The following is a 15,697-nucleotide window of genomic DNA, read 5'->3' on the forward strand; positions in this document are numbered from 1 at the left end:
GAGGAGGCGGTTAGGCGCTCCGCGACGAGCCCGTAGGCCGACCGCCCCCTGGCCGGCACGACCGAGTGAGGAGAGCCGATGACCGGGGACGTGGACCTCGTCGGTCTGGAGCGTGCGCTGCGCGCCGAGGTGGACGCCGAGGTCCGCTTCGACGCGGGCAGCCGCGGTGCGTACGCGACCGACGGATCGAACTACCGTCAGGTCCCGCTCGGCGTCGTGGTGCCGCGGAACGTGGAGGCCGGCGCCAAAGCCGTGGCGCTCTGCTCGCGCTTCGCCGCGCCGGTGCTGTCGCGCGGCGGGGGCACCAGCCTCGGCGGCCAGTGCACCAACACCGCCGTGGTGATCGACTGGACCAAGTACTGCAACCGCCTGATCTCCGTCGACGCCGAGAGCCGGACCTGTGTCGTCGAGCCCGGCATCGTGCTGGACGAGCTGAACCGGCAACTCGCGGACCACCGGCTGATGTTCGGCCCCAAGCCGTCCACGCACACCCACTGCGCGCTGGGCGGAATGATCGGCAACAACTCCTGCGGGGCCTCCGCGCAGGCCTACGGCAAGACCGTGGACAACGTGCGCAGGCTTGAGGTCCTCACCTACGAGGGCCTGCGCTTCTGGGCCGGCCCGACGAGCCCGGTCGAGTACGAGCGCGTCCTCGGCGAGGGCGGCGCCCTGGCCCGGCTGTACGAGGGGCTGCACGGCATCACCGCCCGGCACCTCGGCGAGATCCGGCGCGGCTACCCGAAGATCCCGCGCCGCGTCTCCGGCTACAACCTGGACTCGCTGCTGCCCGAGAACGGCTTCGACCTCGCCCGCGCGCTCGTCGGCAGCGAGGGCACCCTGGTCACCGTGCTCCGCGCCGAGCTGGAACTGGTGCCCGTGCCGGCGGCCGACGCCATGCTCGTGATCGGCTTCGACGACATCTGCGACGCCGCCGACGCCGTCCCCGAGCTGCTCGCCCACGCAGACCCGGCGCAGTTGGAGGCCGTCGACGGCCGCATGGCGCAACTGATGCGCGAGGAGGGCGTCCACCTCGACTCGCTGGGGCAACTGCCCGAGGGCGAGAGCTGGTTGCTTCTGCAGTTCACCGGCGACAGCAAGCAGGAGGCGGACGACAAGGCCCGCGCGCTGCTGCGCTCGCTCGGCCGCGACGAGAAGGACCCCTCGGTGGCCCTGTCCGACGACCCCGGCCGCGAGCAGGAGATGCTGAAGACCCGCGAGGCCGGGCTCGGCGTCACCGCCCGCCCGCCGGACGGCCGCGACACCTGGGAGGGCTGGGAGGACTCCGCCGTCCCGCCCGCGCGCCTCGGCGACTACCTGCGTGACCTGCGCCGTCTGTTCGACGTCTACGGATACCAGCAGGCCTCGCTCTACGGCCACTTCGGTCAGGGCTGCGTGCACACCCGGATCCCGTTCGGGCTGAGCGACGGCCGGGGGATCGAGCAGTTCCGCGCCTTCCTGCAGGACGCCGCGGACCTCGTCGCCTCCTACGGCGGCTCGCTCTCCGGCGAGCACGGTGACGGGCAGGCCCGCGGCGAGCTGCTGCCGCGCATGTTCGGGCAGCCGCTCGTCGACGCCATGGGGGAGGTGAAGCAGCTCTTCGACCCGGGCAACCGGATGAACCCCGGCAAGGTCGTCCACCCGTACCGTGTGGACGAGAACCTGCGCCTCGGCGAGCAGTGGCGGCCCGAGCCGTTGGAGACGCAGTTCGCCTACCCCGACGACCGCCACGACTTCACCCGCGCCGTGCTGCGCTGCGTCGGCGTCGGCAACTGCCGCACCCACCAGGGCGGCGTCATGTGCCCGTCCTACCGGGCCACGGGGGAGGAGGAGCACTCCACCCGGGGCCGCGCCCGGCTGCTGTTCGAGATGCTCGGCGGCCACGCCGACTCAGCGATCACCGACGGCTGGCGGTCCACCGAGGTCCGCGACGCCCTCGACCTCTGCCTGGCCTGCAAGGGCTGCAAGTCCGACTGCCCGGTCGGCGTCGACATGGCCACCCACAAGGCCGAGTTCCTCTCCCACCACTACGAGGGCCGGCTGCGTCCGCCCGCGCACTACGCGCTCGGGTGGCTGCCGCTGTGGGCGCGGCTGGCGCGCGTCGCGCCGGGGCTCGCCAACGCGGCCCTGCACGCACCGCTGCTCGCGAACGCGGGCAAACGCCTGGCCGGCGTGGCTCCCGAGCGGGAGGCTCCGCTGTTCGCCGCCCGGACCTTGCAGGAGTGGTGTCGCGAGAGCGGACGGGAGAACCCCGACCCCCGCGACCCGAAGACCGTCGTGCTGTGGCCGGACACCTTCACCAACCACTTCCACCCGCACATCGGGCAGGCCGCCGTCCGCGTGCTGGAGGACGCCGGGTTCCGCGTCGCCCTGCCGGAGGCCACCGTGTGCTGCGGACTGACCTGGATCTCGACCGGCCAACTGGCCACCGCCAAAAGGATCCTGCGGCGCACCACCGGCGAGCTGCGGCCCTGGCTGGAGGCCGGGACGCCGATCGTCGCCCTGGAGCCCTCCTGCGCCGCCGTCTTCCGCGCCGACGCCCCCGAACTGATGCCCGCCGACCGGGACGTGATGCGGCTCACCGGACAACTGCGAACCCTCGCAGAGCAGTTGGTCCACCACGCACCGAAGGATTGGACGCCGCCGCAGCTGGCCCGGGCCGCGACCGTGCAGACCCACTGCCACCAGCACGCAGTCCTCGGCTTCGACGCCGACCGCGAGCTGATGGGCCGGGCCGATCTCGACGCCGACGTGCTGGACGCGGGATGCTGCGGCCTCGCGGGCAACTTCGGCTTCGAGCAGGGGCACCACGACCTTTCCCTGAAGATCGCGGAGGACGGGCTGCTGCCCGCCGTGCGGGAGACCGCGCCGGGCGCCTTCGTCCTCGCGGACGGCTTCAGCTGCCGCACCCAGATCGACCAGGCCGACACCGGCCGCCACGCTCTGCATCTGGCCGAGGCTCTCGCCCTCGGCCTGGACGGACCGCCCCCGAGCGACCACCCCGAGAAAGCCGTGTCGCGCCCGACCGACCACCCCCGGCGGGCCCAGGCGCTCACCGCGGCGGCCGTCGCGGGCCTGCTCGGGGCGGTCACCCTCGCGGGCCGCGCCGCCGTTGCCCGCCGAGCCTCCCGGAGGACCTCATGAACCCCGTCCGCGACGTGCGGGACAAGCTCCAGCAGCGTCTCGAGGAACAGGCCCAGGCCTACGCGCCGGACGACGACCGCCCGTTGGCCGGATATGCGGGCGCGATGGGCGTCTACGGCGCCACGGTCCTCGCACTGGGCGCCGCCGCGCGGCTGACGCGCCGTCCGCTGCCCTCGCCGACGCCCTGGGACGTGACCCTGGCCGCGCTCGCCACCCACCAGCTCGGCCGCCTCATCGCCAAGGATCCGGTGACCAGCCCGCTGCGGGCGCCGTTCACCCGGTTCGAGGGCACCAGCGGACCGGCCGAGCTGGCCGAGGACGTCCGCGGGCACGGCGCCAGGAAGACGGTGGGGGAGATGGTCAGCTGCCCCTTCTGCACCGGCCTGTGGATCGCCACCGGCTTCACCGCGGGCTCCGTCTTCGCCCCGCGCGCCACGCGCCTGGTGACCGCGACGTTCGCCGCGCTGGCCGTCTCCGACCTGCTCCAGTTCGGGCGGGTGCACGCGCAGCACGTCGCCGAGGAGGACTGACCCGTGGACAGGCCGACCAAAGACCCGACGGTGGACGCTCTGACCGTGCAGGTGCTCGACTTCCCCACCGACGAGCCGGAAGCCGACGGCACCGCGAGCTGGAGCGCGACCACGATGGTGCTCGTCCAGGCCCGGTCCGGCACGGCCTCCGGCATCGGCTGGACCTACGGCGCGGCGGGCGCGGCCTCCGTCGTCCACGACCTGCTGGCCGACTGCGTCGTGGGCCGCAGCGCGTGGGACGTGCCGGCCGCCAACGAGGCCATGACCCGCGCGCTGCGCAACGCCGGACGCCCCGGCGTCGGCGGCTACGCCCTCTCCGCGGTCGACATCGCCCTGTGGGACCTCAAGGCGCGCCTGCTGCAACTGCCGCTCGCCGACGTGCTCGGCCGCGCCCGCCCCGACGTTCCCGTCTACGGCAGCGGCGGCTTCACCACCTACGACGACGCACGGCTCGAAGGGCAGCTGCGGGCCTGGGCGGAGGACCGGCGGATCCCCCGTGTCAAGATCAAGATCGGTGAGAGCTGGGGCGGGTGCGAGCACCGCGACCTCGCCCGCGTCGAACTCGCGCGCGAGACCGTGGGCCCCGACGTCGAGCTCTACGTCGACGCCAACGGCGGTTACCGCGTCGCCCAGGCGATCCGGCTCGGCCACCGCATGGCCCGCGACCTCGACGTGCGCTGGTTCGAGGAGCCCTGCTCCTCCGACGACCTGCCCGGCCTGGCCCGCGTCCGCGACGCGCTCGACACCGAGGTCGCCGCGGGGGAGTACGGCTTCACGCTGCCCTACTTCGCGGCGATGGCGCCCGTCGTCGACTGCCTCCAGGCCGACGCGACCCGCTGCGGCGGCATCACCGTCTGGCTGAGGGCGGCGGCCGTCGCCGAGGCACACGGCCTCCAGCTCTCCGGCCACTGCGCCCCGCACGTCCACGCGCACGCCGCCTGCGCGATCCCCAACCTGCGGCACCTGGAGTGGTTCCACGACCACGTCCGGATCGAGAGCGCCCTGTTCGACGGCTTTCTCGATCCGACGGGCGGCGCGCTCCGCCCCGGCCACGACGGCTCCCCGGGCCTGGGACTGACGCTCCGCCACGACGTCCTGGAACGCCACCGCCGCAGCGGCACCTGAGGAGCGGCGGTAGCTGACGGGGCGCCCGGCGTCAGGAGGCCGGTCGGCGGACCTGGATGCGGCCGTCGACCGTGCGGCTCTCGAAGACGGGCTGCGGCGAGGTCGCCGGGCCGCTCATCACCTCGCCGTCGCTGAGGCGGAAGGTGCTGCCGTGCCAGGGGCACGTCAGGCAGCCGTCCCGGAGCGTTCCCTCCGCGAGCGGCCCGGACAGGTGACTGCACCGGCCGCCCAGCACCCGCGGCGGGCCCTCCGCCTGACGCACCACCACCAGTGGCACGTCGCCGAGGTCACGCCGGACCGGCTTGCCGACCGGGAACTCGTCCGTGCGCCCGATCCACTGCCAGCCCTCCTCGGCGAGCAGCGGCACGTCCTCCGTGCGGTTGGCGCCCGCAGCCTGGCGGTACGCCAGGTGCCCGCCGATCACTCCGCCCACCATCACGGCGCTCAGTCCCGCCCAGCCCAGCAGCCGGCCTCGGACCCGTCGGCCCCGCAGCCGGGCCAGCAGCGAGGCTGAGTACAGGACCGCCCCCGTCGCGTTGGCGGCGGCGTGGACCAGCCCGGTTCGCTGCTGCTCCGGCGGCTGCTCGGCCCAGTCGACCCAGCCCGCCGCGAAGCTCGGCACGGCGCCGAGCAGTCCGAGAGCCACCAGCCCGGTCGCCGCGCGGTGCTCGCCGGGGACCAGGTCCAGCACCGCCGCGCTGGTCCAGAAGCCGATGGGGAACTGGACCAGCGCGGGGTGCAGCGGATGTCCGAGCCAGGTGCCGTGGAGCACGTCCCGGGCTTCGCCGAGCGGGGCGGCCCGGACGGCGCCGCGGAGCGGCCGGGCGACGGCGTCGAGCCCTTCGATCCGGCCGAGCGCGTCGAGCGCCCGACGGACGGGCCGGGCGCCGAGGGCGGAGGCCGTGGAGGTGACGAGGGGAGTGTCCATGCCCCGCGGCTAACCAGCTCCCCCGGGGTTAAACCGCTGGACAAGCGGCCTTCGCGCCCCTCACGCCTGTTCCTCGTCCGGGTGCACGGCACCCGTTCCTCGTCCGAGCGCACGGCGCGGCGTCACATGGAGACGGGCGGGGTCAGGGCCGCGGGATCGGCCAGCAGGCTCGCGTCCAGGTAGTCGGCGATCTCGGCGGCGTCCCGGTACACCTGGGCGGCTCCCGCGTCCTCCAGCTCGCCGCGGCACCAGCCGCCGGTCATGACGCCCAGGCAGGGGACGCCGGCCTTGCGGGCCGCCTGGACGTCCCAGGCGGTGTCGCCGATGAAGACGGCGCGTCCGCTGGAGACGCCGGCCTGTTCCAGGGCGCGTTGGACGAGATCGGGCGCGGGCTTGGCGGCGTCGACCGCGTCGGCGTCCACGTGCTGGGCGATGGCGTCGTCGGCGTCGAGGACGCGACGCAGCACCTCGACCTCGCGCGCGGAGGCGGAGGTGGCCAGGACCACGGACCAGCCGCGCTCGGCGCAGGCGCGCAGCAGTCGGCGGGCGCCGGGCAGACGGCGCAGCGAGGGCCACCGGGCCGCGTAGAGGGCCAGATGGGCGGCGTCCATCGCGTCGTCCCCGGAGCGGTCGCGCTCGGCGCCGAGCAGGTGGTCCAGCAGCTTGTCGGTGCCCAGACCGATGGCGCGGTGCACCCGGCTCATCGGCACGTCGTGCCCGTACTGGCGCAGGGCCTCCGACCAGGTGACGGTGTGGAGATAGGTGCTGTCGACCAGGGTCCCGTCGACGTCGAAGAGGGCAGCGGCCTGCGGGGTCATCGAGGCTTCCTTCCTTGGGCGCGTGCGATCGGCGCCCCGCGCCTACCCGTGGACGTCGGGGCCAATCCGGGGCCTACCCGGGGCCGGTGGGACCCGGTTTCGTCCGGAGGAGTGAGGTGTGTCCGGAACCGGCTCGGGAAGACGCGCGGCGGCGGGCGGAGGAGGCGGTCATGTACTGCGAGTTCATCGCCGAACGAGGGCAGAGGACCGGTGGCACGACCAGAGTGGCCCGCTGGCACGTCGTACGGCAGGACCAGCACGCCGCCCTGTGCGGGCAGGTCCTCGCCCACGACGCCGAGACCGTGCCGATCGCCGACCCGCACGCCATCGTGCAGGGCGGCGTCTGCCCCGCCTGCTGGAACCGCTACCGGTCGCTCCCCTGAGCGGGCGTCCCACGGCGGGAGAATTGCGAGCAACGAGAGCGAGACGTCATGCGACCTCCTACGATGCGCCCCGGCGAGTACCCGCCGCGACTGGCGACCGGCGCCTTCATCCGGCACAGCGGCCTGCAGAAGTGGGACGCGGACCAGGACACCGCCGAGGGCCTGCACGGCATGGCCGTCCGGGCCTACCCCGTGCTGTCCCACCTGCCGCCCGACCGGTTCGTGCGGCTGCTGTCCGCCGCGGAGATCACGACCGGGAGCGCGCTGCTGCTGCCGCTGGTGCCGACGGCCCTGGCCGGGGCGGCGCTGACCGCGTTCTCCGGCGCCCTGGTCGGCCTCTACGCCCGCACGCCGGGCCTGCGCGAGCCCGGGAGTCCCTGGCCCACCGAGCGTGGCATCGGCCTGAGCAAGGACAGCTGGATGCTCGGCATCGGCGTCGGGCTGCTCGTCGAAGCGCTGACCCGAGCCGTGAGCGCCGACGGCGAGGCCGACGGCCGGGCGGAGGGCTGAGCGCCATGTCCGGCGCCGACAGGCACCACGGCGCGCACAAGCGGATCGCCGCGCTCATGGCCGAGCACGGCCGCACCTTCGCCGACGAGGCGGGCATCACGCCGCGCGACGAGCCGGAGCCGCTCTACCGGCTCCTCGTGCTGGCCCTGCTGAGCTCGACACGGATCTCGGCCCGGATCGCCGTCGCCGCCTCGCGGGAGCTGTCCGCCGACGGCCTGACCAGCCCCCGGGCGATGGCCCACGCGACCTGGCAGGACATCGTCCGGGCGCTGGGCCGGGCCGGCTACGTCCGCTACGACGAGAGCACCGCGACCGCGCTGCAGAAGGGCGCGCGGATGCTGCGCGACCGCTGGGACGGGGACCTGCGCGGACTGCGTGAGGAGGCGGGCCGCGACCCGGAGCGCATCCGGACCCTTCTTCAGGAGCATCCGCGGATCGGGCCGGTGGGAGCGGCGATCTTCTGCCGTGAGACCCAGGCGGTCTGGCCGGAACTGCGCCCCGCCTTCGACTCCCGGGCCCTCGCCGAGGCGGAACGGCTCGGCCTGCCGCGCACCCCGCGCGGGCTCGCCCGCTCCGTGCCGGACTCGGAACTCGCCCGCCTGGCGGCCGCCCTGGTGCGCTCGGCGCTGGCCAACGGTCCCTCCCACGGCGGGTCCCGGCCGGGGCAAGGGAGCACGGCCGGCGGCCCGACCTTCGATCAGCTCTACGCCGAGGCGAGGGAACGCCACGTCGCCGGCCGTTCCCGGATGAACAAGCGCGAACTCGCCCGCGCGCTGGGTCACTAGACCGGGCCGAGCAGGCGCAGGGCGGCGTCGAGGGACCGGTGGGTGGGGAAGAGCGCGTCCGCGCCGGTGATCTCCAGGACGCGAGCGACGACGCGCGGCGCCGCGCTCAGATGCACGACGACGCCGGACCGCTGCGCGTCCAGCCGCAGGCTGAGCAGGGCGTTGAGCGCGGTGGAGCCGAAGAACCCGACGTCCGCCATGTCGACCACGACGGCGCGGAACGCGTCCAGCGGCTTGTCGAAGGCGAGCGCGTCGCTGGTCGCCGAGTCGAGTTCCCCGGACAGGCGGTAGACCAGGACATCTCCGCAGGCCGTCTCGGACGAGCACAGGCCCGGCCGCCAGGGGAGCGGAAGATCCTCGTCGCGCATGGCGGGTCACCCGGCCCCTCTGTCGAAACCTTCCTGTACGCAGGGACCGGCCGAGGACCCCGGCGGGTGGTCTGTTCTCCTCGAAGCCGTCCCAGGGACAGGCTCACTCCCACAGGCGATGCCTGTCAACGGAAGCACGAAAAAAGTGTCGTGCCCGCGAAAGCGTGAATCTTTCGCCAGACGATTCCCCGGCGTTTTCCTCCCCCGGCCCGGGGTACCCGCGCCTGGAACCACTCCCAGGACGCACAGCCGGAGAACCGCAGACACCCGGAGGGGACCCATGGACGGCGACACCCTGATCTGGGGCTACCGCGAGGGCACGGGATACCAGGACGAGACGGACCTGGTCGGTTTCGCGGTCGAGGCCACCGACGGGAAGATCGGCAAGGTGATCCACGCCGGTGGGACGGACAGCGGGATGCGGTACATCGTGGTGGACACCGGCCACTGGATCTTCGGCAAGCACGTCGTGCTGCCCGCGGGCGCGGTCTCCCTCATCGACCTGGCCCGGTCCGTGGTCCTGGTCGACCGGACCCGTCAGGAGATCAAGGACGCCCCCGAGCTCGAAGACGTGATCCGACCGCCCGAGCCCGACTATCTGGACCGGCTGAGCGGCTACTACGGCCCGTTCTACAGCGGCGGGAAGGTCTGAACGCCCGCGCGGCGACGAGGCGGGAGGCCCGGATGGCACAGCTCGTGACGACCTTCGCAGCCTGGTGGCTCCTGCTCCTGGGCCTGGAATGCGTGTTCATCAGCACGGTGTCCCCGGCCGAACTCGTCCTCGGCGCGGGCGCGGCCGCCCTCGGGGCTGCGGCCGCCGCGCTGCTGAGCCGGCTGGAGCGCCCACGCGTCGGCCCGCTGACCCGGTTCGCCCCCGCCGTCGCGGCCTGGCCGGGGACGCTGCTCGCCGACACCGGACGGCTGCTCCGGCTGGCTGCCGCCTGCGCGGTGCTGGGCCGCCGCCCGCGCGGGTCGTTCCGCCAGGTGCGTCTGCGGGACGGGGCTGGCGCGGCGTGGAGCGGTCTGCTGATCTCCGCCACGCCGGGCGGCTGCGTCGTCGGCGTCGAGGAACGGGGGGACGTGACCGTGCTGACGGTGCATCGCATCTTCCCCGAGCCTTCCGCGCTCGACCGGGTGCTGACCGGGCCCGCGCCCGAGCCCGCACCCGGAACCGGAGCGGGGGACGGGCCGTGAACGCCTGGCTGCTCGTCGCGCTCCTGCTGATCGTGGCGGGTCTGACGCCGTGCGTCGCGGTGGCGGGCCGGGGCGAGTCGCTGCACCGGCTGATCGGGGCCAACCTGCTGAGCGTCGTGGCGGTGGGCGTGCTGCTCCTGCTGGCCCAGGGCCTCGGGCGGTCCGCCTACGTGGACGTCGCGCTCGTGCTGGCCGTGCTGGCGCCCGCCGGAACGCTGGTCTTCACGCGGCTCCTCGCCCCGGACGAGGACGACGAGGACGCAGACGAGCCGGGCGAACGCGGGGAGGCACCCGATGATCCGTCATGACGTCGCCCTCGCCCTGCTCGGTCTCGGCGCGGCGGCGGTGCTGCTCGGCTGCTTCGCCCTGGTGGCCCTGCCCGGCCCGTTCGTGCGGCTGCACGCGACGGCTCTCGCCTCATCCCTTGGTCTGCCGCTGCTGGCGCTTGCCGTGGCCGTCGACACCGGGCCAGGCCGGGGCGCCGTCAAGTTGCTCCTCATCGGCGCCCTGGTCGCCGTGAGCGGCCCGGTGACCACCATGGCCATCGGCAAGGCCCTGCGCGAGCAGCGGCCGCCGCACCGGCCCGCGGCGCGGGAAGCCGCGCGGCGCGAACCCTCCGGGCGAGGCACGGCGGGCCGCACCGGCCGCCCGGGAGGCGAGTCGTGAACGAGCTGGTGATCCTGCCCGTCCTGCTGCTGCTCGCCGCCGTCGCCACGATGGCGGCCCTCGCCCGGGACCCGGCCCGCCAGGCCGTGGTGCTCGCGGTGCTCGGCATGGTGCTGGCGCTTCTCTTCACCCTGCTCCAAGCGCCGGACGTGGCCCTGTCCCAGCTCGCTGTGGGCACCGCCGTCACGCCGCTGCTGATCCTGCTGACGCTGCGTGCGGTGCGCCGCGACCGACGGCGCAAGCAGGCCGAGGACAGGCGGAAGTCGTGACCCGGCGCGCCCGCACGCGACTCTTCCTCGCGGCTGCCGCGGTCATCGCCGCGGTCTTCGCCCTCGCCTGCCTGCGGCTGCCGCCCTTCGGCACGCAGACGCACCCCTACGCCGACCGGGCCGTCGAGGCCACGATGCGGCAGCGCACCGCCAACACGGTGTCGTCCGTCAACTTCGACCAGCGGGCCTTCGACACGCTCGGGGAGGAGACCATCCTGTTCGCCGCCGTGCTGGGCGCGGTCGGCCTGCTGCGCCGCACGGCCGACGAGCGACGCACCCGGCCGCGCCCGGTGGCGGTGCTCCCCAGCACCCGGCTGTTCGGCGCCGTCATGCTGCCGATCACCCTGCTGACCGGTGTCTACATCGTCGGCCACGGCCAACTCTCGCCGGGCGGCGGGTTCCAGGGCGGGGTGATCCTCGCGACCGGCGTCCATCTGAGCTACCTCGCAGCCGACTACCGGGTGCTGGACCGGCTGCGCCACCGGGAGGCGCTGGACCGCGCCGACGCGCTCGCCGCCGGCACCTTCGCCGCGCTCGGTCTGATCGGCCTGGGCGCGGGCGCGGCCTACCTGCAGAACGTGCTGCATCTGGGCACCTTCAACCAGCTGGTCTCGGGCGGCCTGGTGCCGTACATCAACGCCGCCGTCGGCGTCGAGGTCGCCACGGGCGTGATCGTGATCCTGGCCCACTTCCTGGACCAGACCGAGGAGTTCGCCGGCGGCGGCAAGGGGGGTTCGCGATGAGCGTGCTGCCGTTCCTGGTGGCGGGATGGATCCTGCTGGTGGGCATGTACGGGATGGTGACCAGCCGGGATCTGGTCCACGCGGTGGGCTGCCTTGCGGTGGCCCAGTCCTCGACCTACGTGCTGCTGCTCTCCGTGGGTTTCCGGCACGGCGGCACGGCGCCCGTCTACAGCGACATCCCCACCAACGCCCGCGTCGTCGACCCGGTGGTCCAGGCTCTCGCGCTGACCGACGTGGTCGTCGGCGCCACGGTCACCGCGCTGCTGCTGGCGCTGGCCCTGCAACTGCAGAAACGCCACGGGACCGTGGATCCGGACGCGCTCGACGGGCTGCGGGGGTGAGGCCGCGGTGAGCGTCGTCGACCTGCTGCCGCTGACTGTCGCCATCCCGCTGGTCGGGGCGGCGCTGCTGGCCCTGAGCGGCCACTGGATCCGCCGCATGGGCTGCGACATCCTCACGGCCCTGTTCGCGACCGCCCAGGCCGCGGTGCTGCTCGTGCTGTGGCTGCACACCGCCCACGGCTCGCCGGGCCACAGCCCGGCGAGCTGGGTCGGCGGCTGGACGCCGCACCGCGGCGAGAGCGTGGGCATCGTGCTCGTCGGCGACCCGGTCGGGGTGGGCGCGGCGCTTCTCGCCGCGCTGCTCGTGCTGGCCGTCGTGGCCTACTCCTGGCGCTACTTCGACGAGCCGCCCGCCCGGATGCCGGGGACGTTCCCCGCGCTGGTGCTGCTGTTCGAGGCCGGGATGTGCGGCTTCGCTGTGACGGGCGACCTGTTCGACGCCTTCGTCTTCTTCGAGCTGATGGGAACGGCGGCCTACGCGCTCACCGGCTACCGGGTCGAGGACCCGAGACCCGTCCAGGGGGCGCTGACGTTCGGACTGGTCAACTCGCTGGGCGCGTACTGCTCGCTGCTCGGCATCGGCCTGCTCTACGCACGCACCGGCGAGCTGGGCATGGCGCAGATCGGCCACGCGCTCGGCGCCCACCGCACCGACCTGCTCACCGTGGCCGCGTTCGTGCTCGTGCTGACCGGACTGCTCGTCAAGGCCGCCGTCGTGCCCTTCCACTTCTGGCTCGCGGACGCCCACGCGGTCGCGCCGACGCCGGTGTGCATGTTGTTGTCGGGCGTGATGGTGGAGCTCGGCGTCTACGGGGCGGCTCGCGTCTACTGGACGGTCTTCTCCGGGGCCGGGGGCATCCCCGCACCGGCCGTGCGCGGCGTCCTGGTCTGCCTCGGCGTCGTCACCGCCCTGCTCGGCGCCGTGATGTGCTGGCAGCAGCGTCATCTCAAACGGCTGTTGGCCTTCTCCACGATCGGCCACGTCGGGCTCTTCCTGGTCGCGGCGGCGCTGCTCGACCCGGAGGGCGCGGCGGGCTTCGCCCTCTACGTCGCAGGCCACGCGGGCGCCAAGGCTGCCCTGTTCGCGTTGACGGGAGTGCTGCTGGACCAGTACGGGTCCGTGGACGTGCACGGGCTGTTCGGGCGGGCCAAGGCGCTGCGGCGCAGCGTCGGCCTGCTCTTCGTGGCCGGCGGCCTCGCGCTGGCCGGCCTGCCGCCGTTCGGGACGGGGCTGGGCAAGTCCTTCGCCGAGCACGCGGCCGGGTCCTGGCTGCCGGTGCTCACGGCGCTGTTCGTGGTCGTCTCAGGCGTCACGGGCGGTGCGGTGCTGCGCGCCGCGCTGCGGATGTTCGCCGGGGCCGGCCGCCGGCCCGGGGAGTCGGGCGGGCCGCAGACCTCGGGGGAGGGGGAGGAACCCGAGGTGCGCGACCCGGGCCGCCGGGTCCCGCGCACGATGATCGCCGTCCCCGCGGTGCTGCTGGCCGCCTGTCTCGCGCTGGGGCTCGCGCCCGGCGTGGGCGGGGTCTTCGGACGGGCCGGGGCGCTGTTCGTCAGCCGGGCCGACTATCAGGCCGCGGCCGGCCTGCCCGGCCCGGGCGCCACCGCGCCACCTCCGCCGCTGCCGGACTGGACCACCGCGGGGGTGGCCCTGGGCCTGCTCTCGACCGCCCTGGCTGTGGGCCTGGCCGCCGTGGCCGTGTGGGGTCCCGCCCGGCGCGGAGCCACGGCACGGGCCGCCCGCAGGGCGCTCGCCGCCTGCTCGCGGACGTTGGTGCTGCCGCTGCGCGGCCTGCACTCCGGGCGTCTCGGTGATGACGTGGCCTGGCTCGGTGCGGGCGTCGCCGCCCTGCTCGGCGCGTTCTCGCTGCTGCGCTGACGGCCCGTCGCGCCGACGGCCCGCGGGCCGGTCCGCCGTCCCGCGCCGCCGATTGGCCGCGCGCCGCGTGGGTACACGCCTCCTGCGGATGCCCGACTTCGCGGCTCGGAACACCCGCCCCGCAGGGTCCGGACCCCGATCCGGGCCCTGCGGCTCACCCCCGCGCGTCCGGCGGCGGAGCCGAACCCGGCGGTGGATCAGGCCGCCTCCTGCCGGCGCAGCAGCGCCAGCACCTCCTGGTCGCCCACGTCGTGGAAGTCCTCGTACGAGACGCCCACGGCGTGCAGGTACAGCCGGGGCTGGACGCACACGAGCGCGTCCGCCTCCCGCCGCAGGTCCGCCGCGCACTCGACGTCGCACACCGGGACCGCGAGGACCACAGCGGCGGGATGCTGCGACCGCACCCGGCGCAGCGCGGCATACGCCGTCACCCCCTTCGCCAGCCCGTCGTCGACCAGGAGGACCGTGCGACGGCGCAACTCGGGGGCGGGCCGGCCACGCCGGTACAGACGTTCCCGGCGGCGCAGCTCCCGCCGCTGCCGGGACACCTCGGGGACCAGCTCGTCCTCGCCGACGCCCAGCATCCGCAGAGCGGAGCGGTCGAAGACGGGCGCGTCGTCGCCGACGACCGCGCCCACCGCGGCCTCCGGCTGACCTGGCGCGCCGACCTTGCGCACCACGAGCACGTCCAGCGGCAGGCCCAGCACGCGGGCGGCCTCCGCCCCGACCGGCACGCCGCCACTGGAAATCGCCAGCACGATCGGATCCCACCAGGTCCCGCGGGCTCTCAGGTCGCCGAGCGCCAGGCCGAGGCGGCGGCCGGCTTCCTGCCTGTCCGAGAACCGCATCCTTGGCCCCGTGCCCGTCTTCCGTCACCGGCGCCCGAGCCGGTCGCCCAGGGCGGCGCGGAAGTCGGGAATGTGCTCGGCCAGGTCGGCGAGGTCGACCACGGCCGGGAGGTCCGCCACCGGCTGCCGCTCGGCCAGGACCGCCACGGCCTCGCGGACGGACCTGTCCTGGTCGGCGTCCTGCGGCTCGACGCCGAGGTCCCGAAGGTCGGCGTGGAGCTGGAAGTCCGCGTGGGCGTCGCCCCGGCGGACGCTCACGAGATAGTCGTGACCGCCGAGGCCCTCGATGTGGATGCCGTCGTTCGGTTGGGAGGTCATGCCGCGCGCCTGCCCCGGACCCCTGCGCGCAATCAGCGGGCCGCGGCCTCCTGGGGGCCGCGGGCGACGGCGGCCAGGAGCTGGTCGTGGTACGGCAGCGCGGTCGCGTCGAGAAGGTCGGGGTGGCGCAGCAGAGCGGCGGCGGCCTGCTCGCGCGGGCCGGGCTCGGTCAGTCGCCGGTGCGCTGCGGGCGACAGCCCGGCCACGGTGGTCGCCCGCCGGGCCAGGTCCGGGTCGGCCAGCAGCGCGGCGGCCCAGCCGAGCACGGCGGCGTCCAGCCACGGTTCGTCCTCGCTGCCCTGCGGGCCGGTCAGCTCCAGCAGAGCGCGGTCGAGCGCGGTCGGGAAGCGCAGCTCCGCGGCGACCGCCGCGGCCTGGTGGGCCTGCGCGTGGGCGAGGGCCCGGTTGACGGCGCCCGCCGGGGCCGGGAAGTCGCGCTCCAGCCGCGCGGCGGCGGCTGCGACGACGGCGGAGAACGGGTCGGGACGATCGAACACGGCAGCGGTCCTCGGATGCGGAAGGCGGGCGCGGGCGGAGAGCGTGGGCGGCTCAGCCCGAACGGTACTGGTTTGCCCTCTTCTGCGACATGGCGCGCGTCACGTCCCCACCCAGGACGTCCACCGGGAGAGAATCCCTGGCTGACCAGAGTTGACGCCTCTACCGGGGGTAACGTTCCCATGGGGTGAGGCGGAGGCGCGCCGGGCCCGGCGCGCCCGCCCGCCCGATACCGTGCCGAAGGAGACCGAAGACCGAAGCCGGACCCACCCTGGTCGGAGGTGAACCGTGGCGACCCACGGCGCTGAGCCGTACGACCCCGCACGGCGGCTGCGGCGGGAGCTCGCCGAGGACGTCCT

Annotated in this window: 19 protein-coding genes and 1 pseudogene; 14 read left to right on the forward strand and 6 right to left on the reverse strand. The window is 74.6% G+C overall.

The features are described 5' to 3' along the window. Positions 1 to 78 precede the first annotated feature (78 nt). Genes TR48_RS04710 through TR48_RS04720 form a run of 3 tightly spaced genes read left to right on the forward strand, consistent with a single transcriptional unit; the run spans position 79 to position 4,796 of the window. Positions 79 to 3,141, forward strand: a complete 3,063-nt coding sequence (locus TR48_RS04710) for an FAD-binding and (Fe-S)-binding domain-containing protein (protein ID WP_042364578.1) — start codon at positions 79 to 81, stop codon at positions 3,139 to 3,141. Then, positions 3,138 to 3,671 (forward strand): DUF1360 domain-containing protein, encoded by a 534-nt coding sequence (locus tag TR48_RS04715; protein ID WP_042364579.1) that lies wholly within the window; start codon positions 3,138 to 3,140, stop codon positions 3,669 to 3,671. Before TR48_RS04710 ends, TR48_RS04715 begins: the two co-directional genes overlap by 4 nt. A 3-nt stretch (positions 3,672 to 3,674) precedes the next feature. Continuing rightward, positions 3,675 to 4,796, forward strand: a complete 1,122-nt coding sequence (locus tag TR48_RS04720) for an enolase C-terminal domain-like protein (RefSeq protein ID WP_042364580.1) — start codon at positions 3,675 to 3,677, stop codon at positions 4,794 to 4,796. Between the two features lie 31 nt (positions 4,797 to 4,827). Here the strand turns inward: TR48_RS04720 and TR48_RS04725 are convergent, their stop codons facing one another. Together TR48_RS04725 and TR48_RS04730 are read right to left on the reverse strand one after the other, a co-directional pair. Then, a complete protein-coding gene (locus TR48_RS04725; RefSeq protein ID WP_042364581.1) occupies positions 4,828 to 5,724 on the reverse strand; it encodes a Rieske (2Fe-2S) protein in 897 nt (298 codons plus the stop codon). Positions 5,725 to 5,846: 122 nt separating this feature from the next. Beyond that, on the reverse strand, positions 5,847 to 6,542 hold the full coding sequence (locus tag TR48_RS04730; RefSeq protein ID WP_042364582.1) for an HAD family hydrolase: 696 nt from the start codon (positions 6,540 to 6,542) through the stop codon (positions 5,847 to 5,849). A 170-nt stretch (positions 6,543 to 6,712) separates the two neighbouring features. On the opposite strand from TR48_RS04730, the gene TR48_RS04735 reads away from it, so the two are divergent. The 3 genes and pseudogenes from TR48_RS04735 to TR48_RS04745 form a co-directional block, all read left to right on the forward strand. Next, a complete protein-coding gene (locus tag TR48_RS04735; protein WP_042364583.1) occupies positions 6,713 to 6,925 on the forward strand; it encodes a hypothetical protein in 213 nt (70 codons plus the stop codon). Between the two features lie 48 nt (positions 6,926 to 6,973). After that, positions 6,974 to 7,435: a hypothetical protein gene (locus TR48_RS04740; RefSeq protein ID WP_042364584.1), complete on the forward strand. Its 462-nt coding sequence runs from the start codon at positions 6,974 to 6,976 to the stop codon at positions 7,433 to 7,435. 5 nt (positions 7,436 to 7,440) lie between these two features. Continuing rightward, positions 7,441 to 8,064 (forward strand): annotated as a pseudogene (locus tag TR48_RS04745) (endonuclease); the annotation flags it as partial. A gap of 152 nt (positions 8,065 to 8,216) precedes the next feature. On the opposite strand, the gene TR48_RS04750 reads toward TR48_RS04745, so the two are convergent. Then, positions 8,217 to 8,588, reverse strand: coding sequence for an STAS domain-containing protein (locus tag TR48_RS04750; protein WP_052442398.1), 372 nt, complete (start codon positions 8,586 to 8,588; stop codon positions 8,217 to 8,219). Positions 8,589 to 8,868: 280 nt separating this feature from the next. Here TR48_RS04750 and TR48_RS04755 point away from each other — a divergent pair, with 280 nt between their 5' ends. Genes TR48_RS04755 through TR48_RS04790 form a run of 8 tightly spaced genes read left to right on the forward strand, consistent with a single transcriptional unit; the run spans position 8,869 to position 13,677 of the window. Beyond that, complete coding sequence (locus tag TR48_RS04755; RefSeq protein ID WP_042364585.1) at positions 8,869 to 9,240, forward strand: hypothetical protein; 372 nt, start codon at positions 8,869 to 8,871, stop codon at positions 9,238 to 9,240. A 32-nt stretch (positions 9,241 to 9,272) separates the two neighbouring features. Next, positions 9,273 to 9,782, forward strand: coding sequence for a hypothetical protein (locus TR48_RS45160; RefSeq protein WP_042364586.1), 510 nt, complete (start codon positions 9,273 to 9,275; stop codon positions 9,780 to 9,782). After that, positions 9,779 to 10,090: an MrpF/PhaF family protein gene (locus tag TR48_RS45165; RefSeq protein ID WP_052442399.1), complete on the forward strand. Its 312-nt coding sequence runs from the start codon at positions 9,779 to 9,781 to the stop codon at positions 10,088 to 10,090. The genes TR48_RS45160 and TR48_RS45165 overlap by 4 nt, the downstream gene beginning before the upstream one ends. Continuing rightward, a complete protein-coding gene (locus tag TR48_RS04770; RefSeq protein ID WP_042364587.1) occupies positions 10,077 to 10,448 on the forward strand; it encodes a cation:proton antiporter in 372 nt (123 codons plus the stop codon). The genes TR48_RS45165 and TR48_RS04770 overlap by 14 nt, the downstream gene beginning before the upstream one ends. Then, complete coding sequence (locus TR48_RS04775) at positions 10,445 to 10,717, forward strand: Na(+)/H(+) antiporter subunit B (protein ID WP_042364588.1); 273 nt, start codon at positions 10,445 to 10,447, stop codon at positions 10,715 to 10,717. Before TR48_RS04770 ends, TR48_RS04775 begins: the two co-directional genes overlap by 4 nt. Continuing rightward, positions 10,714 to 11,460, forward strand: coding sequence for an MnhB domain-containing protein (locus tag TR48_RS04780; protein WP_042364589.1), 747 nt, complete (start codon positions 10,714 to 10,716; stop codon positions 11,458 to 11,460). The genes TR48_RS04775 and TR48_RS04780 overlap by 4 nt, the downstream gene beginning before the upstream one ends. Beyond that, a complete protein-coding gene (locus TR48_RS04785) occupies positions 11,457 to 11,801 on the forward strand; it encodes a sodium:proton antiporter (protein ID WP_042364590.1) in 345 nt (114 codons plus the stop codon). The genes TR48_RS04780 and TR48_RS04785 overlap by 4 nt, the downstream gene beginning before the upstream one ends. A 7-nt stretch (positions 11,802 to 11,808) precedes the next feature. Further along, complete coding sequence (locus TR48_RS04790) at positions 11,809 to 13,677, forward strand: complex I subunit 5 family protein (protein ID WP_042364591.1); 1,869 nt, start codon at positions 11,809 to 11,811, stop codon at positions 13,675 to 13,677. Between the two features lie 197 nt (positions 13,678 to 13,874). Here the strand turns inward: TR48_RS04790 and TR48_RS04795 are convergent, their stop codons facing one another. Genes TR48_RS04795 through TR48_RS04805 form a run of 3 tightly spaced genes read right to left on the reverse strand, consistent with a single transcriptional unit; the run spans position 13,875 to position 15,340 of the window. Further along, entirely contained in the window at positions 13,875 to 14,525 is a 651-nt protein-coding gene (locus tag TR48_RS04795; protein ID WP_042364592.1) for a phosphoribosyltransferase, read from the reverse strand. A 24-nt stretch (positions 14,526 to 14,549) separates the two neighbouring features. Then, entirely contained in the window at positions 14,550 to 14,843 is a 294-nt protein-coding gene (locus tag TR48_RS04800; protein ID WP_042364593.1) for a hypothetical protein, read from the reverse strand. Positions 14,844 to 14,875: 32 nt separating this feature from the next. Continuing rightward, positions 14,876 to 15,340, reverse strand: coding sequence for a hypothetical protein (locus TR48_RS04805; RefSeq protein WP_042364594.1), 465 nt, complete (start codon positions 15,338 to 15,340; stop codon positions 14,876 to 14,878). Positions 15,341 to 15,697 lie beyond the last annotated feature (357 nt).

It is taken from the genome of Streptacidiphilus neutrinimicus (genome assembly GCF_000787815.1).
GTDB lineage: Bacteria > Actinomycetota > Actinomycetes > Streptomycetales > Streptomycetaceae > Streptacidiphilus > Streptacidiphilus neutrinimicus.